This window comes from Planctomycetia bacterium, assembly GCA_015200345.1.
Taxonomy (GTDB): Bacteria; Planctomycetota; Phycisphaerae; order UBA1845; family UTPLA1; genus PLA3.
The window spans coordinates 314,389-340,442 of sequence record CP054187.1; the positions used below are offsets into that span (position 1 = coordinate 314,389).

Consider the following 26,054-nt stretch of genomic DNA (forward strand, 5'->3'; position numbering starts at 1 on the left):
TCGAGATGTCAACGTCGCCATCGGAGAAGCATATTGAACAACTTTCGGACGAACGGCGTCAGGCGCGTACGGTTGTACGCATCCCCGGCCCTGCGGATGACCTCCGCTTGCGTGGGATACGGATGAATGGTGCGCGCAATCGTCCCCAGCCCCTTGCCGGCCACCATCGCTAGCGTGATTTCGCTGATCATCTCGCCGGCGTGCCGGGCCACCAGTGTCGCGCCGAGAATCTTGTCGGTTCCGCGCTTAAGGTGCACCTTTAGAAACCCGTCCGTTTCGCCGTCTAAGATGGCCCGATCCACGTCAGCCATTTCGATGGTGATTGTGTGGACGGGGATTCCTTTTTCCTTTGCTTCGTGCTCGTACATTCCGACGTGGGCGATCTCCGGATCGGTGTAGGTGCACCAGGGGATTGTCAAGGCGCTGGATTTAGCGCGGCCGAAGAAGAGGGAATTCTGAATGACGATCCGGGCCATGAAGTCGGCCGCATGGGTGAATTTGAAGCGGGAACAGACGTCGCCGGCGGCGAAGATGCGCGGATTCGTCGTCCGCAGGCGGTCATCGACCTTCACACCGTCCCGTTTTTCGTAATCGACACCTGCCGCTTCCAGGCCCATTCCCTCCACGTTCGGTGCGCGCCCGACGCCGAGAAGAATGGCATCGGACCGGACTTCGTCGGCCTCTTGCAATTCGATCACCTTTTCGCCGTCATGACGAACGGACTGGATATTGGCGGAACAGCGAATATCAACGCCGTCACGCATTAGGGCCGCTTCGATCCTCCTTGCCGCATCGGGATCCTCGCGGCCGAGGATGTGCGGACCCGCCTCCAGCAGAGTGACCTTGGAACCGAAACGGGCGAAAGTCTGCGCCATTTCGCAGCCGATCGGCCCCGCTCCGATGATGGCAAGTCGCGGCGGCAACTGGGTCAACGAAAAGAGCGACTCATTGGTGAGATATCCGGCTTCCGCAAGTCCGGGGATCGGCAGCGCGGCGGCTCGCGCTCCCGTCGCGATACAGGCTCGGGCGAATCGAAGCGACTTTCCCGCGACTTCAACCGTTTGCGCGCCCGTAAATCGCGCTGCACCCATGAAGACGTCGATGCCCAAGTCTTGAAATCGTCGCGCCGAATCATGCGGGCTGATTCCGGCACGCAGTCGTCGCATCCGTTCCATCACTGCTGAAAAATCAATCAGCGCGTCATTCGCAACCTGAACCCCGAATAGACGGGCGTCGCGCACATCCGCGATCGCCCGTGCGCAGCGAATCAAGGCCTTGGAAGGGACGCAGCCGACATTCAGACAGTCGCCGCCCATGAGGTCGCGTTCAATCAGTGCGACCTTTGCGCCGAGACCCGCCGCGCCGGCCGCGGTCACGAGTCCGGCCGTTCCGGCGCCGATGACAACGAGGTTGTAGCGTCCGCTCGGAGTTGGATTGACCCAGTCCGTGGGATGGACATTCTCCACCAGTCGGCGGTTGTGATCGTCCGAAGGGGAAGTCTGTGGAAGTCGTTCGATAACGGCGCTTCCCTTCTCTTCACTCGCCATGGCGCTTTCACGTGTAGACCCGGTTGTAGCGGGTTTTCGTGTTGTGATCATGGAGCCATATCCGTCCTATCGTTCCTGCCGATTCTGAACGCTGTTCAGTCGCCAGTCGTAGTCCAGCCACTCGCTACGAACCGTCTTGCCGTTGTTGACCGCGGCCTGAAGTGTCTCCGCGTAGGACGCGGCAAACTTGAGCACACTGCCCGACACCTGTTCAAAATCTCCTCCATACCACTTGTACAGCGGAGTCAGATAGGCAATCCTTGCATCCGAGTCGAATCGAAACCACGTTCCGTACGAGTGAATGTAGCGCGTCTGATCCTCAAGCTGCTGCCCGATGCGATTGCCGACGTATGCTTCGTTTCGGAGCGGAGGACAGCCCACCGCCGCGCACACCAACGCAAAATGAATCCGCGGTTCCTTGAATTTCGGTCGGATCTGCTCCTGCTCAATCTGGTTCAAGCTCCAGTTGTTTCCGGCCAGATTCCAGCGTCGATCGTTCCAGCGTTTTGAGGCAGGGATGTCCTTGATCGACTTGAGTTTCCCGCCGTCGAAGTGATCGAGAATCAGGCGGAGCGTGCAGGCGTTGTAGGCATTGATCAACAGCGCGAGTTTCTCATCGCGGCCCAATCTGTCGAATGGTGCGCTCTTCAACGAAGCCAGATAGGAATCCAGTGCCTTCGCGTCATGGCCCAGGCCCTCGTAGTCCACCCATCCTCCATCGGACACATGTTTATTGAGCAGAGCGTCGAATTGTGAATGGTCAAAGGCGATGCCTTCGGATTTCTGTTCGTACGCTTCCTGAAGCGTGACACTGGACGGTCCGAACAGACCCCGTATCGCATCTTGCTGCGTGCATGCCGCGATCGTTATCGCCAACATTGCGATTGCCGCGAGCGGCAAGATGAACGGCCGCATTCCACGCGACATCGTCATCGGCTGCGCAGTCATCTGCGTGTTTGAATCCGCACCACGCACCGGTTCGAGGGCGCCCTGTTCGGCAAGCGCGCGCCGCGCCAGCCGAGTCACATACACGGTCACAACGATGGTCGCAGCCAGTCCGGCGATCAACAGCACGGTCTTGCCGACTCCGACGGCGTCTTTGCCCCCGCCCGCCGCTTGCAATCCTTGCGCGCCGATATGGCCGACGTATACATACATAAACGTGCCTGGCAGCATGCAGATCCAGCTCGCCAGCACATAGGGCCAGAAGCGGATCGAAGTCAGGCCATAGAGATAGTTCCCCAGGCTGTAGGGAACCGCCGGCGAGAGTCGGAGCAAGGCCACAATCCTCCAGCCACCTTTCCCGATGGCATGATCGATGGCGGCGAAGCGGCGATTTCGCTGCGCCGCTCGCTCAATGGTTGTGCGAGCGAAGTAACGCGCGATGAGGAATGCCAGCGCCGCGTTGATCGTCGATGCGATTGAGACGATTGCCGTCCCCCAAAGCAGGCCGAACAACGCGCCGGAAGCGATAGTCAGGGCGGACCCGGGCACGAACAGCAGCCCCGCAAGCACGTAGGCACCCGCGAAGATCAGCGGACTGAACGCGCCCAGGCGATCGACGCCGCCTTGAAGCGCCTGCACCGCACGATCAACGGGAAGGACGCGAACCAGAATCAGCAAACACGCGACCAGCGAGACAACCGACAGTACGTTCAACCAACGCACCCAGCTTCGGCCCGAGTGCGGTGTGTTTTCATTCACTGCAACAGCCGGGACTCCCTTTGCGCCACCGGTCACACTTGATGCCTTCGACAATTGCATGCACGACTCCGTTGCACACGCGCGGGGATGTCCCGTCGCGCAAATGGCATCACTTTCAGCGCTTCAGCGAACGCACCGCCGCAATCACTTCGTCGGGGTCGGCGCGCTTCGTGTAATCCCAGTCGGCGAACGCGTAGCGAATGACGCCGTCCTTGTCGATGACGAACGTTGCCGGGGCGGGGAGTTCCCACGTCCCGCTTACGTTGGACTCGGCGACCTTCATGCCGAACTTCTCGTACTTCGCCTTCGTGGCCTCATCAACAACGAAGTAGACCTTGAACGCCTTGGCAGCCGCGAAGGTGCCGTCGCTGAAGACCGCGTAATCGCCGCCGGCCATCTCGCGCGTCCTGACGGCGAGGTTGGGCTTCTCCGGCGTGAGCGCGACAAATGTACCGTCAGCGGCCTTGAGTGCGTCCAACTTGCCTGCCCACGCCGATAGGGCGCGGTTGCAAATCGGACACCATCCGCCGCGGTAGAACGTAAGAACGATCGGGCCGTCCTTGTAGAACGATGCCAGTTGAACGGTCTTACCGTCCACCGCGGTAACCGCGACATCCGGGGCTCGCGCACCGACGGCAAGTCCCGGTGACGTGGAGTCGCCGTCCGCGCCCAGTTTGACGACGGTTGTGTCTGGGTAGAACGCGGACCAGGAGTAGTAGAACGTCTGCGCCGACCGCACTCCCTTCGGAGCCTCGATCACGGCGATGCCGGCTTCGCTCCGCGCGAGACGCACCTTGCCCGCCGGCGTGTCGATCGTCCGGCCGTCACCGATGGCGCTCGTCGGCACGAACCAGGCCTGCGACGCATCTCCGTCGCCCACCGCAATACCCACGCCGAGAGTCTTGCGCGGCAGCGCATCGCCGACGCGCGCAACAGGGACCATCAGCGTTTCGTTCTTGAAGTACCGCTCATACGGTGAGCGCGAATAGTCGCGCTGGTGACCGGTCTTGCTGCTGACGATCTTGGCGCCCGGATGGGCCTTCTTGAACGCGGCGAACGAAACCACCTCGACCGGCAGCATGTCCAGCGCCGTCCCGGCCAGCGGACCGCTGACGGCGCGCATGCCGAGCTGGCTCCAGAGGCCCTTGTCCTTGCGGTCGTACATCAGGACGTTTGAATTGTAGAGCGCCCCCGACACGCCAAATTCGAGCACGGTCGCCGCGCCGCCGGCGCCGACCTTTCGCGAGAAGACCGTCGCGGAATCGCACAGCGGACAGTAGGTCACGGCAACCGGCTTTCCCCCTACGGTCGTGTTCACGACTTCATGCCAGTCGAGCACGCGCAGTGGAACGCCGAGTACGTCTTCGCCAACGACCACCTCGATCACGCGGGCGTCGTCCGGAAGCCAATCGGCCTTGTCGGCGGGCTCCATCCCGGGGTCAGTCAGCGCCGGGATCGCGTCGCGCGGCAGGAGCGTGTGAATCTGATCCTTCGGAATCGTCAACCCCGTTAGGTCGTATTCCTTCTCGATGTCCACTGATCCATTCCGCCGCACCTGCTCGAACTTGCTCCCGTCCGCCGGACGCAAACCCGCTGCGGGCCGCGAGGTTGACGCGGCGCGCGAGCTCTGTGCGGACGCGCTATCGCAGATTGCCATGACCACTATCATCAACGGAACAATCAATTTTCGTTTCATGCTTCGATCTCCTTCAAGAAATAATGAGGCGCTCAAACGCCCGCGAGCGCTCCGCCGCACGACGACCCGCATCCAGCCGTGCAGCCGAAGCAATGTCCGCCCGTAACGATGGTCCGATTTTGAAGCCTCGTGGGATCGAAGTCGCGAACATGCCGCGGAAGTCCGTCCGCCGTCGCCAAGCCGAGTGCGTAGTTGAAATCGCAATCATGCAGGGTGCCGTCCCAACTCACGTGTACCTGGTGACGGCACATGAGTGGTTCGAGTGTCTGCGGATTGAAGCGTTCTTGCAGCAGTCGCTCGTATTCATCGGCGCGACCGTCGCGCTGGAGGTCGTGCAGGAATCGCCCGATCGGCATGTTGGTGATTGTGTAAAGCTTCGTAAACTTGATTCCGAACCGCTGTTCGAGCTCGTGCCGGTACTCCGACTCCAACTTGGCTTGTTCCGGCGGAAGCGACGGGCCCAACGGGTTGTAGACGAGATCAAGCCGCAAGCGGGCGTCGATGCCATAACCGACCGCGTTCAGGGCCTGAATCGATTCGACGCTCTTTTCGTAAACCCGCGCTCCGCGCTGCCGATTCACGCTGTCTGGAAGATAACACGGAAGCGATGCGATCAGGTGTACGCCGGTTGCCCGGAAAAACTCCGGAAGGTCGCGATATCCTTCGTCGAGCATGATCGTCAGATCGGTTCGCACGATCACGTCGAACCCCTCCGACCGCGCCAATTCCACGAAGCTCCGAAAATGAGGGTTCATTGCCGGTTCACCACCGGTGATATCAATGGTTTGCGCCCCGCTGAGTCGAGCGGCATTTATGACCAGGCGCATCGTGGCCCAGTCCATCTGTTCCGTTCGCTTTGGAGATGCTTCAACATGGCAATGCCGACACGCGAGATTGCAGACCAGGCCCACGTTGACCTGAATGGTGCTGATCGCTGCCGCGCGCAAGGGAGCGCCAGTTGCCTTGACTACGCGGTGGTCAAAGCTTCTTTCGCTGACGATGGTCAGCGGGATAGTCTGCTGCGTGATCATTTACATGCCTCCGAAGCGGGCCTTGACCAGGTTACATGCGACCGTCACGTTTCCTTCAGATGGTTGGTTGTGTTGCGCCGCAACAGCAATCTGCGGGAGATCCGCGGAGTTGGACATGTCGATTTCGCCGTTACTGCACGCGCCGGTCACCGCGGTCGTTCGACTGTCCATCAGGGGTTGCAGGCCGTAGCGGAAGCCGATGGCAGACAACGCGCCGCCGACAAGCGGAGCAGCGACATACACAAGGAAGAATCCACCTCGCGGACCAGGGATGGCAACGCCATCCCACCCTGCAAGAAAGGCGACCAACCGTGGGCCGAAGTCGCGGGCCGGGTTGAGTCCCGCCTGTGTTAGCGGCGCGAGAATCGAGATAATGGCCGCTACGGTCGCGCCGATGAACACGGGGGCGAGCCCATCGGCCGGTCGGCCTACATTGCAGCCCTCCGTCAAGGAGAAGACCATCGTGACGAGCAGAAATGTCCCCAGAGCCTCAGCCAGGATCGCGATGCTAATCGTCGCGCCCAGGCCTGACGCCGCGAGTCCCGGATGAGGGAAGTACTCGCCGAAAATCATGGCCGTTTGTACCGACCCAGGCGCGCCCCGCACGATCCCGCGGGCATGTTCAAAATCACCAATCGCGCTGCCAAACAGCAGCAGCACCGTCGCTCCGGCAGCGATGCCGCCAGCGAGTTGCGCGAGCCAATACCACGGCAGGAGGCGCAGGTTCATCCGGCCGGCTAGCACCATCCCCAATGAGACCGCGGGATTCAAGTGCGCGCACGACAGGTGTCGCGTCGCGTAAATGGCGAGCGTCACCCCAATGCCCCAAACTACGGCCACTTGCAGCAGGCCGACATGTGCGTTGAAGAGCACTGCGACCGCAACCGTCGCCGTCCCGAAAAGAACCAATAGAAATGTGCCAATGAACTCGCCCAGGCATATGGCGCCGAGAACGGTTTTGCTGGTGGACTTCACGGCGTGCCTCCCTCAATCATCCGTCGCGCGTCGAGTGTCGCCATCAGCAGCAGCCTCCTGCGATGGACGCAGATCCTGCCGCGCCCGATTCGGCCGGGCCGCATGGAAATAGTCCGAAATGGTGAGATCGATCCCCCTGCACGCGAAAGTGTGCGGAAAAACGGGTCTCGGCGAGCATCGCCGCGGTGTTCCCGCAAACCAGCATGGGCTTGCCGGTGATAAACTCGTGATGATCATCCAGCACAAACGAGTGCGGACAATGCGCGATCGTTCCAAGATAGGTCGCGACCTGACCGAAGTCTTCACACTTGTCCTCCAGCGACGCAATCTTGAACGCTCGAATGGTCATGGACTCAAACCGCGCCATTCCGATCTTTGCTTGAACGTCTTCATTGTCGATAGCGACCGGCCGTCGGGCGACCACGCGATAATCGGGAACGCCCATCGAAAGGAGCAGGCGGCGAAAATCTTCGACGTACATCGCGCCCGCCAGGCACTCGCCCAGCAGGACCTGATCTTCACGCCAATCCTTCGAGAGCCTTCGGTCCGCAAAGATATCCGAGAAAAACAACTCGCCGCCCGGCTTGAGCACTCGAAAAATCTCGGAGAAAACGCGTTCCTTGTCGGGAGATAAATTCAAGACACAATTTGAAATCACAACGTCTACGGATTCATCCTCGATGCCGACATCTTGAAGCGATTCCATGTATCCCTGAACAAACCGTGTGTTCGGTGTGGCAAAGCCGAAGGCGGCGGCCTGTGACTCCTCGTTCGCTTGAGCCACGCTCAACTGTTCAGCAGTCATGTCAAGGCCGATGACCCTTCCGCGCGGGCCAACGAGTTTGGCGCAGATGAACGCATCGCGACCGGTGCCGCAGCCGAGATCAAGTACCGTGTGGCCCTCAATCGCCGGTGGAATGGGCGAGCCGCAGCCGTAGAATCGCTCGACGATCTCGGGAGCAAGTTGCCCGACAATCGCCTTGATGTGCGCCGGCAGGCCGTCTGCGGAACAGCAAGCATCCGTCTTCAAGCATGTGGTATTGCGAAGAATGCGCCCATAGTATTCGCGAACCGATGAATGCAACGGAGTTGACGCGATCATGCGAGGTCTCCTGTAATTGTGCTCAATCTAAGCAATCGAGATTTCTTCGAGGAAATTGCCGATAGCAGGGTTGTCAGTGCCATGCGGGCATGGTGCAAAAGGCGCTTAAACTCTGATATACCGATGTCCTGTGATGGCGAGATGTCTTGGACACCAACAGACGCCAAGTCATGAAGCAGGAGCACGTCCCGGTACCTTCTCGGCAGGTCATGCATCGTCGCGCGAACCTCTTCACCCGCTAGAAACCCTGGCTCGATTTTTGGAATCGGGGTTGACCACCGCCCATGACAATCGAACTTTGGTGGCAGCTTCTCGATGCTCGCGACGTCATGCTCGTATGTGTTCAGTCGTGACACCATCGGGCACGTCCTGCTGCTGTTAGCGGGTACAAAAAACAATGGCGGCCTGCGACACCTAGAGGAGGAAGGAATGCCGCAGGCTCGCCAACACACTACCCGCTCGTGCTATTCGCGGGCATAGCGATCGGGGCGTGCGAGGAATCGATCCCGTGTCTTACCATCCGGAAACAGGTATCTCTTCCCGTGATAATCCGCTGCGAACTTTTCGCTGCCAGGCACATCCTTTTTCATCTCGACCTTGCACACGACGCACTTGCCGCCCAGTGCGACGTCTGCCCATTTGTACTTGTGCGGATCGGCGTTGAACATGTCGAGTTGTTTCTGGGAGGGAAAGAGAAAGAGCCTGTCGTCATGCACGGCGAAAAACTCCGCCTTGCCCGGCACGGCCTTCTTCATCTCGACCTTGCACACGACGCAGTTGCCGCCGAGCGCCGGCGTGAAGGCGGCCGGGCTCTTTTCGAACATCGCCTTTTGCTCGGCACTCGGAAACAGGTAGCGCAGCCCGTCATGCACGACCGCGTACTTCGGATCGCCCTTGACGACCTTGTTCATCTTCACCAGGCAAACCGGACAGTTGCCGCCCAGCGCCAGGTCGGCGTCGGCGTATTTGGCCGGGTTCTTCTTGAACATGTCGAGCTGCTCCTGTGCCGGGAAGAGGAACAGCCGCCCGTCGTGCACCAGCGCGTGCTCGGGCTTGCCGGCGACGCGCTTGCCCATCTCAACCAGGCACACCACGCAGTCGCCGCCGAGCGCCGGCACAAACTTAGCCGGGTCGGCATCGAACATCTTCTTTTGCTCGTCAGACGGGAATCGGTAAGTCTTACCGTCGTAGTCAGATGTAAACGCCGCCTTCCCGTCGACGAGCTTGTTCATCTTGGCCAGGCACACCGTGCACTTGCCATCCAGCGCCAGCGGCAACTCCGCGGCGCTAGCCGTCGCCCATGCTCCCAAGCCCAGCGCCCACGCAGCCATCATGATCCGAACAGACCGCAGTTTCATCGTTTGCTCCTAAAGTCGCTTGTGGCTCGCCGCCGGCAACCCGCCAGCGCGCTTCAGGAGTACATTCCGGGCAGCACGGGATAATTGCGGAAAAAGCGTCACGGGGCGATTTATGCGGCTTTGGACGGCTAGCTGCCAGCGGCTAGAGGGCTCACCGCTCAGTCTGCCCTACGAACTTGACGGTCAAGGCTTCATGTGTTCGGGGTCCAAGAAGTGTCCGGTGTAGTCTCCCGCCTTGCGGATCGCTTTCAGGATCACTTGAGGGGGAATGCGATTCGTACTGGGCACCCCGATTACCGCCTGACCTTTTTCGTAGCTCACCTCCGCCGCGGCCACGCCGGGGATCATGCGAAGCGATGCCGCGATGCCCGCAGCGCACGCCTCGCACGTCATGCCATCGATTTGCACCACAATCTTTTCGAGATCGTTGCGTGCTGCGAAGCTGTCATTACCTCTTAGGAGGTAGCCCACGTAATTGGGGAATAACGCGAAAGCCAGGACAAAGATCGTTACGACCCAGAGCACGGGCTTGTTGAGTTTGTGAAACGCGAAACCTTTGATATTGTGAGGCGGGCAGCAGGCTTCCGGGCAGGATTCCGTTTCCGGCGTCGCGCAACAGTTCGTTTCGCATCCAGCGGAAGCAACACGGGGCGCGTGGTAGGCGAAGTAGAAGGCGAGTCCGAGCAGCGCGAGCGTCACCGGCAGGAGCACGGGTCGCCACGCCTCGAACGTGCTCGCGAGCGCCCCGCCGGAAACTCCCAGGGCGATCAGGAGCAGCGGCAACCAGCAACAAGCGGACGCGGCGATGGCCGACGCGAGCGCGCCGAACTGCACCACGGTTCCGGTGTCCATCCGGGACTTGCGGCCCTGGGGAGTTGTTGCGCCGTACTTGGCCTGGGCATTCTTCAACGCCTGGCGCACATTGCTCAGACAACAGGCGCCTTGCGGATTCGTCTCCTCGCATCGGTCAAGGCCCTGCCGGCATTTTTCAGTGATCTCGTCAGGAATGCGGGAAGTCCCCGTATGGGCGACCTCGCTTTCGACCTCCTCGATGGTATGCCCAAAGCAATAGCAGACCGGGCGCGGCGACCCTGTCTCCTTCTGCCCGATGCGAACCCTCACATCAGAGCGTAAGAATCGCTCGCCGGTGTCCGGTTGGAAATAGGCTACATCGCATGACGGCGTAGAGCAGAACCGGAACCCGTCGGTGCGGCGCGCACGGGTCCGTGCCGCTTCGGATACGAGCGACTCAATCGTGACCGGCTTCACCGCCCGGCCTTTTCTGCCGCAGGACGGACACAACAGGCTTGTTTCCATGCCCGTGTTGACATGCGTGGCCACGTCGCCGGTCACGCTATTTCCCGCCACGGCAGCACGACGGTGCGGCTTTCACCGCGGTCCGCTCGCTCTTGTTCAGCGGACAGCGATCCCGGCAGACCTCCTCGCCGGTCAGCGGGCAGACAATCTTGCCCGGGCAATCGGGGCGATCAGCAGAGACCCGCGAGTTCACGGCGTACGCGGCGACGGCCAGGCCCACGGTCACAACCATCGTGATGGGAATCAACAATCTTTGCATGGTAGTCCTCCAATCACGAAGGGCCAATTGAGGCGCTTCGCACGCCTTCAGCTAAAGCATACACCTTGAACCGTGGTGTCGAGTCAAGGGGATATTTCAGATTTTATTGCAGCGCCCGGAATTCACGGCCGCCAGCCCCTCTAACACAGCGCATTTGCCGGTTCGTTCCGTCCGGCGGCACGCCGCGAGCCATCGACGCAGCATCCCTGCGACCCCCTGAAGCTGCTCGACCTGCTCGGCCACACGCGCCGCCCTGATCTTGATCAGGTCTTGCACTTCCCGGCAGGGATCAACATCGCCGTCGCGGAATCGCAGCAGCACCGTGATGTCCGACAGCGTGAAGCCGGCGGCCTGGGCGGAGCGGACGAACCGCAGGCGTGCCAGGGCTTCATCGCCATACAGCCGGTAGTTGCCGTGGCTGCGAGTCTCTGGCCGGAGCAACCCGCGCCGCTCGTAGTAGCGGACGGTCGAGGTCGGAACGCCCGCCGCCTTTGCCAGCCCGCCGATGGTGTACTGTGCCGCGCTCATACTGTCATATATAGCGGCCATGCACTTGGGTTCAATGTTCAGGCGGCATCATTGATTCGGTTCTTTCAGATCCCCATCATCTTGATCATCATTCGCAGGCGATGCCCGAGGCTTACGGGCTTGGGATCGGCGGCGTTGTGGTGCAGCACGAGCAGGGTGAGGTCATCATCGCGAGTCGTGGCCGCGCCGCCCGAGGCGCGATCGACCGCAGCGATCAGTTCGTGCCCAAACCTCGCGGGTTCGCCGGCGCCGATAGACGCAGCCACCGAAAGCAGGCCCTCTTCTCCCGGCGGTTCCCGGCCAGGAGCGTGAGCCTCGATGAGCGAATCGGTGTATGCGACGACGAGATCGCCCCGGTTCAGAGTGACCGCGAATTGCCGGTATTCCGTCGGGTGGATAATGCCCAGGGGCAGGCCCTGGAACTCGTGTGTGTCGGCCAGCGAAGGCCCGAGCAATCTCCATGTCCGCGTCGCCGCTTGATACCATAACGGCCGGGGATGGCCGGCGAGGCAGCACACGAGTTGGTCGGTGGGGGCGAAGTAGGTCATGATCACGGCGGTGGCGAAGACGCCGCTTGTGCTCAACTGACCGAATGCACGGTTCAGCCCCCGCGCGATCCGAGTCTGATCGGGCCGGCTGATCGACTTGCGCATGAGCCTGCGCAACTCGATCGCCAAATCACTCACTCCGGTGCCGTGGCCGGATACGTCGGCCAACATGAACCTGCCGATACGTCCCATGCCACACATCGACACGTAGTGAACATCACCGCCGGAGACTTGTGCGTGGAACGGTTGACTGTAGACCCATGCGTCGACGCCCGTCATGGAGATGCCGCTTTCGATTGCGGTGTTGCCTCCCCAGACCTCCATGCATTGCAGCGCATGCACGCCCCTGGCTTCCGTCGATATCTGAACATCAGTTAAATGCGAGTTGGGCAGAGTCAGTCCTCCCGAGCGCCACGGACGCGATCTGTGCTCACTGCAACATCGGCGCGACGATTCGGCGAAGTTCGTCCGCGTCCATCAGGCCCGCCAGGACGCGCTGCACGCGCCCCTGCGCGTCGATGATCGCCAACGTCGGTAGCACTTCGACGTCGAATAGATGGAGCAGTTCGTGCGACGCACGCAACTCGTCCGATACCGCGGCGTGACCCTTCAGATATCGAGTAATCGCGGATGCATCCTCGTCCACCGAGAGCGCCACGATTCGCAGCCGGTCGCTGTACTCGCCGGCGAGCTTGTGCAGCATGTCGCGCTGTGCCCGGCACGGCGGGCACCACGTCGCCCAGAAATCGAGGATTACGGGTTTGCCGACCAGCTCGGACAGGGTGAAAGAGCTGCCATCCAGCCGTGCCGCGGCCATGCGGCTCCAGGCGGTCGCATCCGTGGCGGCGTGAGCGTGCGTGTTCGCTGCTTTCGGGACGTCCCCGTCGGCGGAGGTTCCGCCGGAGTGTAGGTAGAGGAACGCTCCGAGGAGGGGCACGGCGAGTAGCAGGAGCGCGCCGGCCGGACTACGAGACTTCTTCATGCCCGATCAGTCTGTTTCACAGCCGCAACTCATCGAATCACTTCTTGTCGTCGTCCGGCCTCGATCACTGCACCTGCATGGCCGCGAGCAGTTCGTGCGTTGGATGTCGCGACACCGCCACGACGACGTAATCGCCGACTTCGCGCTTCGCGACCGCAACTCTGCTCTCACCACGCAGCGAGGCGAGCCGCGTTGCATCCAGCCCGACAAACTCGTGCAGGCGGCCCGGCTGGTCGCGCTTCGCGGCCCGCACGATCACCGGCTCGCCGCAGCAGTTCAGCCGGAGCTCCACGATTTCGGCGCCATCGGCGTCGCGGACCGTGTCGAGCCGCACGAACTGCACAACGTGCCGAAGCGCCGCCTCCCCGGTGAACGTCGCAACCAGATCGGAGAACGGCTTGAGCGGCATCATCATCCCGGTGGCGACGGTTTGCGCGTCCGCGGACACGAACGGCCGGCCGTTGCTCGTTTCCGCCAGGAACTCTCGCACAACCCAGTGCGTCTGCGGCGCTGCGGCTTTCCACAGCCAGCCGCTCCAAACGATCAGCGCGATGGCGGCCGCCGCAGCCAGCGGTGCGTACAGCCGCCAGCGGACCCATCGCGGCGTCCGCAAAGGTCGAACGACCTCGCGCCAGACTTCGTCGGGGACGCTTTCAACGCTCAGCTTGGCAACGACGGCCAGGTCCACACCGCGCTCCACCTCGAATCTGCGCCGGCAATCGTCGCAGACCCGCAGATGCTCGCTGATCGCGAACGTCGTAGTCGGGTCCAGCTCGGAGTCCAGATACGGGCTGAGGCGGCGGCGCGCTTCGCGGCAGTTCACGAGGAGCCCTCCGAAACATACCGTCGCTCGACCGCGAGAGTCGCCAAGCGCTCCCGGAGTTTCATGCGCGCGCGATGGATGTGCGACATCACCGTTCCGAGCGGAAGCCCGAGCATCGCGCTGACTTCCTTGTACGAAAATCCCTGAATAAGGCAGAGCAGAAAGCACTGCCGTTCGTTTTCGCCCAGTGCGTCGAGCGCATGCACAAGCCGCTCGTCGAGCAACTCTCGCAATCGATCTGGGGCGTCCAGGAGCGCCGCCCACTCCGTCTCATGCTCCAGCACGGCTTCCACGTCGAGCAGCTCAACATCGTCAGCAACCGTATGCTCGCGAGCGCCACGCTTGTTAAAGGCGAATACCGTGTTGACCATGATCCGAAACACCCAAGCCCGGAAATTCGTGCCAGGCACAAAACGCGGATACTCCCGCCAAGCGGTCAGCACCACCTCCTGAAGCACGTCGGTCACTGCGTCCGCTCGGTTCAGCGCGCGACGGCCGTAGCCGTAGAGCTGGTGCCGCAGCGGCTCCAGTTCAGCCAGGAAAGCCGCGCTGTCTCGCTTTTGCTTCAACTCAGCTCCAAACTCGCGAATTCGCCGCCGTCCGTGCTGCCCGGCGCATGTCCGCCGATAGTAAATTCCCAGCGGACGCGGAATATTGCACGCGACCATCCCATTTTAGGCGGATTACGCCGCTGTCGTGCACCATCCGTTCGGGAGCGGAGAAATCAGCCTTGACCTTCCCCCCCCCAGAAACTGATCCAGGTCTTGAGTTAGGATCGGGGTCTGTTGAACCTGCCCCATTTTCTGTACCAGCCTTAATGAGAAATCCTACGTCGATCCGGTCATGGCCAACTGGCTTTGTCGACAGAATTCCGTGGGAGCCAGATTTCCCAGGGAGCTGTGCGGACGACGCTCGTTGTAGTCCATCCGCCATGATTCGATTCTCTGCCGCGCGTCGTCCAGCGACAAGAACCAGCTTTCGTTCAGGCATTCGGCTCGAAGCCGACCGTTGAAGGATTCGATCAGGGCATTGTCTGTTGGCTTTCCCGGCCGACTGAAGTCCAAGGTTACCTTGTTCCAATAGGCCCACTGGTCCAGGGCCTTGGAGATAAATTCGGGGCCGTTGTCCACGCGAATCGTCTTGGGCAAGCCTCGCTCCGTTCCCAGTCGGGTCAGAACGCCGGCCACATCATGGCCTGTCTGTCTTTGATTGACCTCGATGGCCAGACTCTCACGGGTAAAGTCATCGACGATCGTTAAGCGCCGCAGCCGGCGGCCATTGAACAGCTCGTCGGACATGAAGTCCATGGACCAACTCTCATTCACCTGACTGGCTGCCGGCCGTTCACGTCGAACTCGACAGCTCTTGTGCCTTCGGGGCGTCTTCGTCCTCATGGCCAGATTCTCCTGGCAATACAGGCGATAAACGCGTTTGTGGTTGATCGCCCAACCCTCCCGGCGCAACAACACGTGAAGCCGGCGATATCCATACCTGACCCGGGAACTCGCCAGGTCGCGGAGCCTGATCTTCAGGGCAACTTGCTCCAAAGCGATCGACTCATAGCGGCAACTGGATCGGGGGAACTGCAGGACGCCGCAGGCGCGACGTTCACTGACCTGATAGGCCGCCCGGAGATCCGCTGCCATTGACCGCTTCCGGGCAGGCTTCAGACTTTTTTTGAGAGCACATCCTGAAGCATCCGCTTGTCCAGACTCAGGTCTGCTACCAACTGTTTGAGCTTGCGGTTCTCCTCCTCAAGCTGCCGGAGCCGACGCAGTTCGGGCACGCCCAGGCCGGCGAACTTCCTCTTCCACCGGTAGAACGTCTGCTGGCTGACCCCGAGCTTGCGGGTGATCTCCTCGACCGGCGTACCGGTCTCGGATTGCCGCAACGCAAAAAAGCAATCTGCTCTTCCGTGAACCTCGACTTCTTCATCAGAAAACTCCTCCCGCCAGAGGCGGGTCTGATGACCGAAATCTAACAGGATTCTCTCGTTTTGAATGGACCAAAATCTGGGGGGAAGGTCAGTTGCGGCTTCGCAAGCTGCCAACTATGATCCTGCGCGTTTTCGTGCATAGCAGGCCCGTGCAAAGCAGGCCATTGAAAAGTGCCCCAACGCCCGCTTGCATGAATCGAGTGTAAGAATCGAGCATACGCACGACCCAGGTCGTTTGATCGATTCGCTTGCACCCATCGAACTCTTATGGAAAGCTTATCAAACCGCCCTGCAGTCGCTGTCGGCCAATGCTGTCATTTTTCGTTATCCGGGGCGTCCAGCAACTAGCGAAATGACACAGTCAGCCGTTGATCACACGATTGAGATTGGGACCCGTAGTCCGCAAGGCCTTGGGAATTCGGAGATCGGCCGGAATCGCCCTACGCGATCGCGCCCCAAGAGGATCAAACCCAAAAGGAAGAAGAAGCCATGACCCAGCTCGAATCCGCCCGCAAGGGTGTCATCACTCCCGAAATGATCCGTGTTGCGCAGCGCGAATGCACGACGCCGGAGTTCATTCGTGAGGAGGTCGCGCGGGGACGGCTGGTCATTCCCGCGAATGTGCGGCACCTCGCCGGCAGCGGCGGACTCACGCCTCAAACCCCAACGTTCAAACCACAAGCTACAAGCTCCAAGACCCAAGCCGCCGTCGGCCATCCCGGCCATCGCGCCGATGCGGCATTCTGGGTGAACCAGACCGTCGCCCAGCGCTGGGCCGTCATCAGCGATCCGGATTACTGCCGCGGCGAGCGTGCCCCACGGCGGCTCGACCCCACGGGCATCGGCCGCATGATCACCACGAAGATCAATGCCAACATCGGCGCGTCACCGGTCGCCAGCGGCACGCACGAGGAGGTTGAGAAACTCATGTGGGCGCAGAAATACGGCGCCGACACGCTGATGGACCTGTCGACCGGTGGCAATCTCGTGGAGTGCCGGCAAGCGATCATCGATCACAGCACCATCCCCATCGGCACCGTGCCGATCTACAGCATGATCGTCGGCCGCAGCATCGAAGAATTGACATATGACGATATTCTAAAAGAGGTGGAGCGGCAGGCGCAGCAGGGGGTGGACTATTTCACCATTCACGCCGGCGTGCTGCTCGAGAATCTCCACCTGATTCGCAAGCGCCTCACCGGACTCGTATCGCGCGGCGGATCCTTGCTGGCCAAGTGGATGATCCACCACAACAAGCAGAACCCGATGTACACGCTGTTTGACGACATCTCGGCGATCATGCGGCAGTACGACGTGACGTACTCGCTCGGCGACGGCGTGCGGCCGGGCTGCCTGGCCGATGCCGGCGATGCGGCACAGATCGCGGAACTGGAGGTGCTGGGCGAGTTGACGCATCGGGCGCGCGAGGCCGGCGTGCAGGTGATGGTCGAGGGGCCGGGCCATGTGCCGCTGCACGAGATCGCGTGGAACATGCAGATCGAGCAGCGCCTCTGCGATGACGCGCCGTTTTACGTGCTGGGGCCGCTGGTGACCGACGTGTTCCCCGGCTACGACCACATCACGAGCTGCATCGGCGCGACCGAGGCGGCGCGGGCCGGGGCGGCGATGCTCTGCTACGTGACGCCGAAGGAGCACGTGGGCCTGCCCAAGGCCGACGACGTGAAGCAGGGCTGCATCGCGTACAAAATCGCGGCCCACGCAGGCGATATCGCCCGCGGCATCCAGGGCGCGCGACAGTGGGACGACGACATGAGCAAGGCGCGGGCGGCGCTGAACTGGCCGAAGCAGTTCGAGATCGCCTTTGACGGCGAGACGGCCCGGGCGCTGCACGACGAAGACCTGGACGTGGATACCGATTTTTGTGCCATGTGCGGGCACGACTGGTGCAGCATGCGCATCAGCAAGGAGATCAGCGACTGGGCCAGCGGCAAGGCCGACGGGTTCGTGCCGCTGAAGGTCGCGGCGAAGAGTCCGGGTCTGACGCCGGAGCAGATTCACTTTCTCGCGCACCGCGGTAAAAAGCACGATTGCCACAGCGACAACGTGAAAGATAGCGAGGAAGCCAAGCGCATCCAGCAGAAGTATGTCAGCCTTAACGAACTGAAATAAGTTTGACTTGGACTTTACTCGCCGCTCAATGCCAAGGGCGTCATCAAGCTACAAGCTGTTTCAAAACCCCCTCTCCCTTTCAGGGAGAGGGTCGGGGTAAGGGTGATTCATTTCGTTTGAACCACTTTTCCCCCTCACCCGATCGGAGAGTCGCTGCGGCGACCCGCTCCCCAAGGGGGAGAGGAGTTTTGAAACCGGTTCTAGCAGTTCTCTAACGCCTCATTCAATTCGGCGATCAAATCGTGCCAGTCTTCCAGGCCGATGCTCAACCGCACGCCGCCCGGGACCAATCCCTCCGCTGCTTTCTGCTCCGGCGGCACGGCTGCGTGCGTCATCGTGTAGGGGCATTCGATCAGCGTTTTGACCTGCCCGAGCGAGACAGCGAGCGTGATGCAGTAGGAGTTCTGCGCGACCCAGTCGATCAGCCGCTCACCGGGATTGTCATCCGGCGATGTATGTTTTAATACAAAATAGATCATCGAACCGGGAGCGAAGCGACCATTCTCGTCGACCATCTGCTTTCGCGCCAGGTCGTACTGCGGGAACGACGGCAGACCGGGATATCGCACATACTCGACGCGCGGGTGATTTTCGAGAAACTTCGCCACGCGCATCGCCGTCTTCTGATAATTCGCCATCCGCGCCGCCAGAGAGGGCAGACCATAAACCAGTGCGCCCCATGCTGCCTTGGGCGACAGCGTGCCGCCGAAGTCCTTGCGATACATCAGCAGCTTATCATGCAGCTCGGCCGGGCCGACGACCGCGCCGCCCAGATCGGTGCCGAAGCCGCCGATGCCCTTGGTCAGGCTCTCGACCACCACGTCCGCGCCCAATTGGAGCGGCCGCTGGCAGAACGGGGAGGCGAACGTGTTGTCGCAGGCAATCCAGACCCGGTGCGACAGCGGCCGGTCGAGATTGATTTGATCCACGATCCGCCGGATGCGGGCGATGTCGATCAGTTGGAGATCGGGGTTGACGGGCGTTTCAAAGTACACGAGGCGCGTTTCGTGATGGATCGATTTTCGCAGCGCGGCTTCGTCAGAGAGGTCGATGAAGGTGATGCCGATTTCCTGGCGCGGTAACCAGTTCGTGAAGAGCGAATAAGTGCAGCCGTAGAGCGTGCGATGCGAAACAATGTGCTGCCCGGTGCGAACCAGGACCCCAGCGAGGGCACTGATGGCCGCCATGCCGGAGGCGAAGCACACGGCCATATCGCCGTGTTCGGCGACGGCAAGGTTCTCTTCCAACATGGCGCGGGTCGGCTCATCGAGGCGGTCATAAATGTAAATGGGAGCGTGCTCGGGAGCACCGGGCGTATGATGAGCAAACTCGCAGAAACCCTTCGCGCCGCGGCGGGCCGAGTCCAGCCGGAACGCCGCACTGCACGTCATCGGCGGCACGACGTGGTGGTCGTACTCCCACTTTCCGGTACGTCCCCTACCATGAATCAGCCGCGTACGGGTACGCCGGCGCGATTCGTCGAGTCGCTTTGAAGGAAGATGTTGGCTTGTCGCGGGCCGCGCTGTGGGAGAATTCCCATTGTTTCGTGTCGATTTCTTCGTTCGCGATGCCATGAGCCACCTCGCTTTGCGGGGTTGATCGTTCTACAGGTCTGCCTCCTGTGGGTACTCGACCTGCACCTGTTCCTCTTCGTGCTCGTGCGGGCTGGATACGTACATCTTTGCAAAGACGACGAACAGGAAAAGCGATGCGAACACAGCGGCCAGCAGGCACATGCCGATTGCATTCCGCCGCCAGGCATCGGCCGACCGGAGAGGCCGGCCGCGCATCAGCAGACGCGCGGTCGTGGTGAAAACCCAGTTCCAGTGCAAGGCCAAGTGCAGGACGATGAGAGCGGCCAACGCGATGGCGGCGTAAAAGTGCAGGGCCCCCCAGTCGTGCCGCGCCAGCGACCAAAGCGTGTCGGGCGCGTGGCGGATACCGCCGCTTCCCGGCGGCAGCACGAATTCCAGGATCAGGCCGGTTGCGACCATGCCAAGCAGCACGAGCAACGTCGCGGCGTCGATCAGATAATTCAACGTCGAACGAGTCATGGTGCGTGTCCCCAGGGCGATTGGCGCCTCTCATTGCTGCTCGGCCGCAGTGAGGGCGCTTCCTACAAAAGGCTGCTGGCAGCCATCGCTTTGAGCCGCTCCCAGCGGCGGTCGACTTCCTCCTGGACTTCATGGGCGATATCGGCGAACTCCGGCGTGGCGAGATGCCGAAACGCGCCGCCCATCTTGCTGAAGGCTTCGGTCACGGGAATCTTCTTCCCTTTCGCTGCCGGGTCGTAGGTAATCGCCGTCTTGCCGTGGTCGATTTCAAACAGCGGATGCATGCACGCATCAACGCACGCCTCCACCGCGGACGGCCCGACATGCTCATCCATGCCCCAGTTCAGCGGACAGACCGAAAGCGTCTTCACAAACGCGAACCCGCCGGCCCGCACGACCGCCTGCGCTTTGCGTGCCTTGCGGATCATGTCGAGGGCGTTGGACTCGGCGGCCGACGCCAGGTACGGCGCGAAGGTGCCGCGCAAAATTTCGATGATGTCCTTGTGGTGCGTGCGTTTGCCGGATTGCTTCACCCCGACTGGTGCGTTGGTGTTCTTCTGCCCGCGGAAACCGCTGTAGCACATCTGCGCGCCGGTGTTCATGTAGCCTTTGTTGTCATACTCCAGCACGATGAACGGATCGTTGCGCAGGGCCGCGGCGATGAGCTGGTCGAGGCCGATGTCGTCGCCGCCGTCGCCGGTCACCATGACGACGGTGATCTCTTCGGGCAGATCGCCCTTGGCGCGGTAGCGCTTGATCATCTCCACGAGACCGGTCGCGGTGCTGCTCCCGTTATGGAACAGGTTGTGGATGTACGGCACCTTGAAGCTCGTCAGCGGGTAGCCCGTCGTGACGACCATGCCGCAACCGGTGTTGAAAACAAGCAGGACGTGCCCGTCTATGCCCCGAAGGAATAGGTTAAGAGTGGTAAAAATGCCGCAGCCGGGACAGGCGCTGTGCTTGTCGAAGCGGGCGGGCATTTTCGAAAGTTCCTTGAGATTGACCTTCCCGTTCTGTCCGGCATTCAATGTGCACTCGTTGACCGTGAGCGGCACAAGCGACTCGGGCGGGTTGTATTCCGGGTCGCCGGGCCACGCGCCGTAATATGCCTTGCGTCGTGCGAAGGTGTAGATCGGCTGGTCGCCGGCGTGTTCGCTGTGCGACGGCCAATCGCGCGCAGCCTCAAACATCGCAAGGGCGTCTTCCTTGTTGAAGTTCAATCCACCGATACCATAAGACCGCTGGATCATGCGCGCGGAGTTGCCGACGCGTTGCAGCGCTGCGCCGATTTCGTTGGCGAGGTAATTGCTCGCGCCGTATTGGCTGGCTCGCTCGGCAACGACGATGCGCTTCGCCGCGCCAATCGCATCGATTAACTCCTGCTCCGGCCAGGGGCGCAGCACCGTGGGAATGACCAAATTGGCCGCTTCGCCGGCGTGCGTCAATTCATCGACCGCGTCCTTCGCCGCCTCGCCCGCCGAGTTCAATGCCACAAGGCAAATGGGCGCGTCCACGTCGCCGTATTGCTCGACAAACGAGTACTTGCGCCCCGAGAGCGAAGCAAACTCCTCGAACGTGCGCGCGATGACGCCGTAAGCCTTCTCGAACTTGTTCTCCATCTGCACCTTGCTGTTGATGCAGTCGTCGTTCATGTACGGCCCGAAGGTGTACGGCCTCTGCATGTTCAGGATATTCAGGCGGCCATTGGTCTCTTCGAGCGTCGCTCGGAACGGCGGCGGACCGACGAAACGCCGTACGTCGACGGCGCTTTCAAACACCTTGATTCGTCGCGTCGCGTGCGACGTATGGAAGCCGTCGTACGCGACGATGGCCGGCAGGTTGACCGCTTCGGCCACTTTGATCGCGATAATGTTCATATCGTACGCGGCCTGCACGGTCGGCGCGAGGAAAATAAGCCAGCCGTATCCCAATGCCGCATAAAGGTCACTATGGCCGTTCTTGATGTTGAGCGGGCCGGAGACTTCGCGCGTCGAGAGGTTCAGCACCATCGGCAGGCCCAAGCCGCTGATCGCCGGCATCTGTTCGGCCTTGAGCAGCAGACCCTGCGCACTGGTCACATCGACGACGCGTCCGCCGGCCGCCGCCATGCCTGCGCAGATCGACAGCGCCGCCAGCTCGCTGGTGCCGACGACGAACGCGAGATCGCTCTTCCCGTCGGCCACGGCTTTCGAAACGAGTTCTCCGACCTCGGATGACGGCGTGATCGGATAGTACCCCTCGCCGTCGTAGCCGATGTCGAGGATGGCCCGCGCGACGGCTTCGTTGCCGTTGCCGATCCACACGGCCTGCGGGGCCTGATTCATCGGAGGAACCTGTCCGGGACTGTCGAGCATGGCGGATTTCATCGGTGCGGTTTCTCGCTTTCCTGATGTTGATTCGATCACGCGGCGTCTTGTTCGATCCCACGGCGAGCAAGCTCGCCGGCTACATGACACATCCTGCTTTGAGTCAGTTTATTCAAGGATCCCCGGAAACCACCCACGGACCACTACTCCACCGTCAGCGCCTTGCCCCGCTTCGTGTCCGGGCAGACTTCCACGCATCGCATGCACCCCTTGCAGAACGACTCATCAATGCCCTGCATCCGACCTTCCCGCCACAGCAAGCCACCCGGATCAGAACAAACGGTGAGGCAAATCCCGCAGGAGGTGCATGCTTCCGCATCAAACTTCGGAACGCGGCCGCGCCCCGCGATCCGATTGTCTCGGTTGAACGTCGTGTGCCGCCGCGCGTCGATCGCGCCGCCGTTCAGCATGTTTTTCCAGCCGATCGGTCCGTGATACGTCAACGGCTCGGTCAGGGCATACTTCCCGTCGGCCTCGAAGGCCATCTCGCGGATTCCTTTAACAGCGGTTTCGAATGCGGCAAGGTTGGCGACCGCAGCGCGCGGCCACTGCTCGGCGATGAGCTTCTTGACCAACTCGTCGGGGAATTCCAGCTCGTGCGCCACAACCGCCAGCAGCGGCATGTTCAGCCGGCTGCGCGTCTCGACGGCGATGCGAGTGGCGTCGACGCAGAGAATCCGCCCGCTGTGCAATCGGAGAAGTTGGCGGATTTCGCTCGGCGGCCGAATCGAATTGACAATGCACACGGCTCCGGCGTGCAGCCCGCGACCCAGCTCAAGCGGTACGATCAGGTCCTCGTGAAACGCCACGAGAAAATGCGGGCGTCGCGTCGGCCCGGCTGGACGCACCGGCGTGCCCAGTTCGCAAAACCGAACGGAGACGTCCGTCGCAGTTCCCTTTTTCTCCGAGCCGTAGCGGGCGTCGTACCCCCCGTCCAACCCGAAATGACTGCAACCGATCTTGAAAAGCAGCTTGCCGGCCATGTTGGCCCCGTCTCCACCCAGGGCCGACAAAAAGACGTTGCAGAACCCCAGTTCGTCTTTCGCCGGCAAGCTGTATTCGCTGCTCGTTCGCGGCTGTCGAACGCCCGCCGCTTCCAATGCTGTCGCCATCGTCCGTGCCTTTCAGCAATTCACAGCGCGTGCTAAGAAACAAAACTTGCAAGCTCCGTACCAGCCTCCGAGAAGCTGCTGGTGTGGCCCGTGTGTGGTGTTTGGCAAGGGTCAGCGCGCGTCTCAATCCGCGGAATCCGTCAGATTGCGGAAATCCACGCACGCGAAGGTGGGTTATGCCGACGCGACAATGGACTTTTCGATGGCCCGCGAACCAGAATCAACCTGCGACGCCAGCCACGTGGAAACTTCCTCAAACCCCCTCTCCATCCCTCGACCGGTTTGAAGGATCGTCGCAGTGGTATTGAGGCGTCGCAGGTGTCGAGTCGCTTGATCCAAATCAAAGTTGACGTACGAAAGCATGTCGCACTTGGTCAGCACGATGAGCTGCGCATCCCGAAACAACAGCGGATACTTCTCCGGCTTGTCATCGCCCTCGGCGACGCTAAGGACCGCCACGCGCAGATGCTCACCCAAGTCGAAATTCGCCGGGCAGACCGGATTTCCGACATTTTCTATAATGACCAGGTCCAACCGGGGCAAATCCAATCGGCGCAGCGCATGCTGCACATGCACTGCCGAGAGATGGCAAGATCCCTCGGTAAGCAACTGAACCACCGGCAGATCCATCGCCGCGATGCGTCGGGCGTCGTTGGTCGTCGCCAAATCGCCCTCCAGGACTGCACACGCGACCTTCGAACGGATGCGCGGAAGCACGCCTTCCAGCAGCGCCGTCTTGCCGCAGCCCGCCCCGCCGAGAAGATTAATGCAGCGGATGCCATGCTGATCGAACAGCGCGCGATTCTCCTGGGCCGCACGATCGTTCTTCTCCAGCACCTTTCGCAGGACGGGTATCTCTTCCATGCCACACCTCATTCGTAGTCCGCGCGGTCGTAACCGGGCTGCCACATCGCGGTCTCGACGGCCGCCGCCGCCTGGTCCGCTGGAATGCAGCGACCAATTCGCATATCCCTCGCAACATTGACAATCGCGCACGCCACGCGGCGGCTGACCTCACGGAGCATCGACTGGTCTGGATAAAGCGCGCCATCGGCCAATCGCTCCGGTGTGACGCATTCCGCCAGCGCTTTTGCCGCCGCAAGGAACAACTCATCGACGACTTCGCTCACTTCGCCAACCATGCAGCCCAGTCCGATTCCCGGAAAGACAAACACGTTGTTGGCCTGACCGATGACGCGTCGCTTGCCTTCGAAATCAACCGGCGCGAAGGGGCTGCCCGTGGCCACCAGCGCGCGGCCGCGCGACCAGCGGATCGCCTCGGCCGGCGTGGCCTCGGCTTTTGACGTGGGATTGCTCAACGGGAAGATCATGGGGCGGTCGACAGACTGCGCCATCGCCCGGATGATCTCCTCGGTAAAAGTTCCCGCCATCGCCGTCGTGCCGATCAGAATCGTCGGCTTGAAACGCGTCACAACCTGTAGCAGGTCAAACGGCCCATTGCCGGCAAAACCCAGCGCAGCAAGGCGCGCCTCGGCAACGGCGAATTCGCGTTTGTTCGCGTCTTCCAGTGGTCGTCGGGCATGCAGAAGGCCATGAGTGTCACATAAGAGTTGCGCGTTCATGACGACCGATTCGGGAATCCGCTCGGCACGCATCGCGGCGCGCACGAGGCGGGCAATGCCGATCCCCGCGTTGCCCGCGCCGGCGTAGACAATCCGCTGATCGGCGAGCTTCCCGCCCGTCAGCCGCAGCCCCGCCAGAATTCCGCCGAGCGTCACCGCCGCGGTGCCCTGAATGTCATCATTAAAACTGGGTGTTCGCCGCCGGTAGCGTTCGAGAATGTCAAAAGCGGTCTGGCGGTTGAAATCCTCCCACTGAATGATCGCGCGTGGAAAGACTTCCTTAACACCTTCGACAAACGCCTCTATCAATTCGTCGTATTCCGCGCCACGAATTCGTCGCCGGCGATAGCCCAGATAGAACGGGTCATTCAACAACTCGGCATTATTGGTTCCGACATCGAGGCTGACCGGCAGGCATTGTGAAGGATGAATCCCGGCGGCAGCGGTGTAGAGTGTCAGTTTCCCGATCGGGATGCCCATCCCCCCGGCGCCCTGATCGCCCAACCCAAGAATGCGTTCATTGTCCGTTACGACAATCAGGCGAATGTCCGCCTCGCCCACATTGCGAAGCAGTTCAGGGATCCGGGCTACGTCGTCGGGTGTGATCCAGATGCCGCGCGGCCGCCGAAGGATGTGACTGTACCGCTGGCATGCGCGGCCGACCGTTGGCGTGTAAACAATCGGCAGCAATTCGGGCAGGTTTTCCGTCAGCACCCGATAAAACAATACTTCGTTCCGGTCCTGGAGCGCGGCCAGCCCGATATATTTTTCCAAATCGTCTGACTTTTCTCGCAGGTGTTCCAGCTCCAGCGCCACGAGTTGCTCGATCGTCAGGCTGGTCGGCGGCAGCAAACCACGCAACCCGAATCGTTCGCGCTCGTCGTCGGTGAAGGCCGGTCCCTTGTTTCGCATGGGATCACGCAACAGGCGCGCACCGGTCAACTGATCGCCTGATCGACCTGCCGCTCGCGCCTTTGTCGTAGCCATCATGGTGTCACTCATG

General features: G+C 61.3%; 23 protein-coding genes. 2 read left to right on the plus strand and 21 right to left on the minus strand.

Annotation, left to right across the window (positions count from 1 at the left end):
- Positions 1-8: 8 nt before the first annotated feature.
- The 15 genes from HRU71_01485 to HRU71_01555 form a co-directional block, all read right to left on the minus strand.
- Complete coding sequence (locus HRU71_01485; protein QOJ02237.1) at positions 9-1,547, minus strand: mercuric reductase; 1,539 nt, start codon at positions 1,545-1,547, stop codon at positions 9-11.
- Positions 1,548-1,613: 66 nt separating this feature from the next.
- Positions 1,614-3,311, minus strand: coding sequence for a VTT domain-containing protein (locus HRU71_01490; protein QOJ02238.1), 1,698 nt, complete (start codon positions 3,309-3,311; stop codon positions 1,614-1,616).
- Positions 3,312-3,366: 55 nt separating this feature from the next.
- Entirely contained in the window at positions 3,367-4,947 is a 1,581-nt protein-coding gene (locus HRU71_01495) for a DUF3179 domain-containing protein (protein QOJ02239.1), read from the minus strand.
- Positions 4,948-4,979: 32 nt separating this feature from the next.
- Positions 4,980-5,978, minus strand: a complete 999-nt coding sequence (gene arsS, locus HRU71_01500; GenBank protein ID QOJ02240.1) for an arsenosugar biosynthesis radical SAM protein ArsS — start codon at positions 5,976-5,978, stop codon at positions 4,980-4,982.
- Positions 5,979-6,953 carry an aquaporin gene (locus HRU71_01505; GenBank protein QOJ02241.1) on the minus strand — a complete coding sequence of 325 codons (975 nt, stop codon included), beginning with the start codon at positions 6,951-6,953 and terminating at the stop codon, positions 5,979-5,981. It abuts the gene before it with no gap.
- Between the two features lie 43 nt (positions 6,954-6,996).
- The gene (locus tag HRU71_01510; protein ID QOJ02242.1) at positions 6,997-8,055 is read right to left on the minus strand and encodes a methyltransferase domain-containing protein; all 1,059 of its coding nucleotides are present in this window, start codon (positions 8,053-8,055) and stop codon (positions 6,997-6,999) included.
- 464 nt (positions 8,056-8,519) lie between these two features.
- Positions 8,520-9,413, minus strand: coding sequence for a hypothetical protein (locus tag HRU71_01515; GenBank protein QOJ02243.1), 894 nt, complete (start codon positions 9,411-9,413; stop codon positions 8,520-8,522).
- A gap of 183 nt (positions 9,414-9,596) precedes the next feature.
- A complete protein-coding gene (locus HRU71_01520; protein ID QOJ02244.1) occupies positions 9,597-10,682 on the minus strand; it encodes a cation transporter in 1,086 nt (361 codons plus the stop codon).
- An 85-nt stretch (positions 10,683-10,767) separates the two neighbouring features.
- Positions 10,768-10,989, minus strand: coding sequence for a hypothetical protein (locus HRU71_01525; GenBank protein ID QOJ02245.1), 222 nt, complete (start codon positions 10,987-10,989; stop codon positions 10,768-10,770).
- Positions 10,990-11,085: 96 nt separating this feature from the next.
- Positions 11,086-11,517 (minus strand): heavy metal-responsive transcriptional regulator, encoded by a 432-nt coding sequence (locus tag HRU71_01530; GenBank protein ID QOJ02246.1) that lies wholly within the window; start codon positions 11,515-11,517, stop codon positions 11,086-11,088.
- Positions 11,518-11,582: 65 nt separating this feature from the next.
- Positions 11,583-12,407: a serine/threonine-protein phosphatase gene (locus HRU71_01535; GenBank protein QOJ02247.1), complete on the minus strand. Its 825-nt coding sequence runs from the start codon at positions 12,405-12,407 to the stop codon at positions 11,583-11,585.
- Between the two features lie 88 nt (positions 12,408-12,495).
- Positions 12,496-13,047, minus strand: a complete 552-nt coding sequence (locus HRU71_01540) for a TlpA family protein disulfide reductase (GenBank protein ID QOJ02248.1) — start codon at positions 13,045-13,047, stop codon at positions 12,496-12,498.
- Positions 13,048-13,111: 64 nt separating this feature from the next.
- The gene (locus tag HRU71_01545) at positions 13,112-13,870 is read right to left on the minus strand and encodes a zf-HC2 domain-containing protein (protein QOJ02249.1); all 759 of its coding nucleotides are present in this window, start codon (positions 13,868-13,870) and stop codon (positions 13,112-13,114) included.
- The gene (locus HRU71_01550; GenBank protein ID QOJ02250.1) at positions 13,867-14,439 is read right to left on the minus strand and encodes a sigma-70 family RNA polymerase sigma factor; all 573 of its coding nucleotides are present in this window, start codon (positions 14,437-14,439) and stop codon (positions 13,867-13,869) included. Before HRU71_01550 ends, HRU71_01545 begins: the two co-directional genes overlap by 4 nt.
- A 258-nt stretch (positions 14,440-14,697) precedes the next feature.
- Positions 14,698-15,761, minus strand: a protein-coding gene (locus tag HRU71_01555) for an IS3 family transposase (GenBank protein QOJ04888.1) whose coding sequence is annotated in 2 segments (ribosomal slippage) — positions 14,698-15,539 and positions 15,539-15,761 — 1,065 coding nt in all. Because the reading frame shifts where the segments join, the coding sequence is not laid out codon by codon here.
- A gap of 232 nt (positions 15,762-15,993) precedes the next feature.
- On the opposite strand from HRU71_01555, the gene HRU71_01560 reads away from it, so the two are divergent.
- Both HRU71_01560 and thiC read left to right on the plus strand, forming a co-directional pair.
- The gene (locus HRU71_01560) at positions 15,994-16,299 is read left to right on the plus strand and encodes a hypothetical protein (protein QOJ02251.1); all 306 of its coding nucleotides are present in this window, start codon (positions 15,994-15,996) and stop codon (positions 16,297-16,299) included.
- A gap of 41 nt (positions 16,300-16,340) precedes the next feature.
- Entirely contained in the window at positions 16,341-17,936 is a 1,596-nt protein-coding gene (gene thiC, locus HRU71_01565) for a phosphomethylpyrimidine synthase ThiC (protein ID QOJ04889.1), read from the plus strand.
- Between the two features lie 200 nt (positions 17,937-18,136).
- Here thiC and HRU71_01570 read toward each other — a convergent pair whose 3' ends face one another.
- The 6 genes from HRU71_01570 to HRU71_01595 form a co-directional block, all read right to left on the minus strand.
- Positions 18,137-19,510 (minus strand): PLP-dependent transferase, encoded by a 1,374-nt coding sequence (locus HRU71_01570; GenBank protein ID QOJ02252.1) that lies wholly within the window; start codon positions 19,508-19,510, stop codon positions 18,137-18,139.
- Positions 19,511-19,540: 30 nt separating this feature from the next.
- Entirely contained in the window at positions 19,541-19,990 is a 450-nt protein-coding gene (locus HRU71_01575) for a DUF4405 domain-containing protein (protein ID QOJ02253.1), read from the minus strand.
- Positions 19,991-20,052: 62 nt separating this feature from the next.
- On the minus strand, positions 20,053-22,356 hold the full coding sequence (locus HRU71_01580) for a pyruvate synthase (GenBank protein ID QOJ02254.1): 2,304 nt from the start codon (positions 22,354-22,356) through the stop codon (positions 20,053-20,055).
- Positions 22,357-22,499: 143 nt separating this feature from the next.
- A complete protein-coding gene (locus tag HRU71_01585; GenBank protein ID QOJ02255.1) occupies positions 22,500-23,468 on the minus strand; it encodes a 2-oxoacid:acceptor oxidoreductase family protein in 969 nt (322 codons plus the stop codon).
- Positions 23,469-23,642: 174 nt separating this feature from the next.
- Positions 23,643-24,332, minus strand: a complete 690-nt coding sequence (hypB, locus tag HRU71_01590) for a hydrogenase nickel incorporation protein HypB (protein QOJ02256.1) — start codon at positions 24,330-24,332, stop codon at positions 23,643-23,645.
- A gap of 8 nt (positions 24,333-24,340) precedes the next feature.
- Positions 24,341-26,038, minus strand: a complete 1,698-nt coding sequence (locus HRU71_01595) for an NAD-dependent malic enzyme (GenBank protein QOJ04890.1) — start codon at positions 26,036-26,038, stop codon at positions 24,341-24,343.
- Positions 26,039-26,054 lie beyond the last annotated feature (16 nt).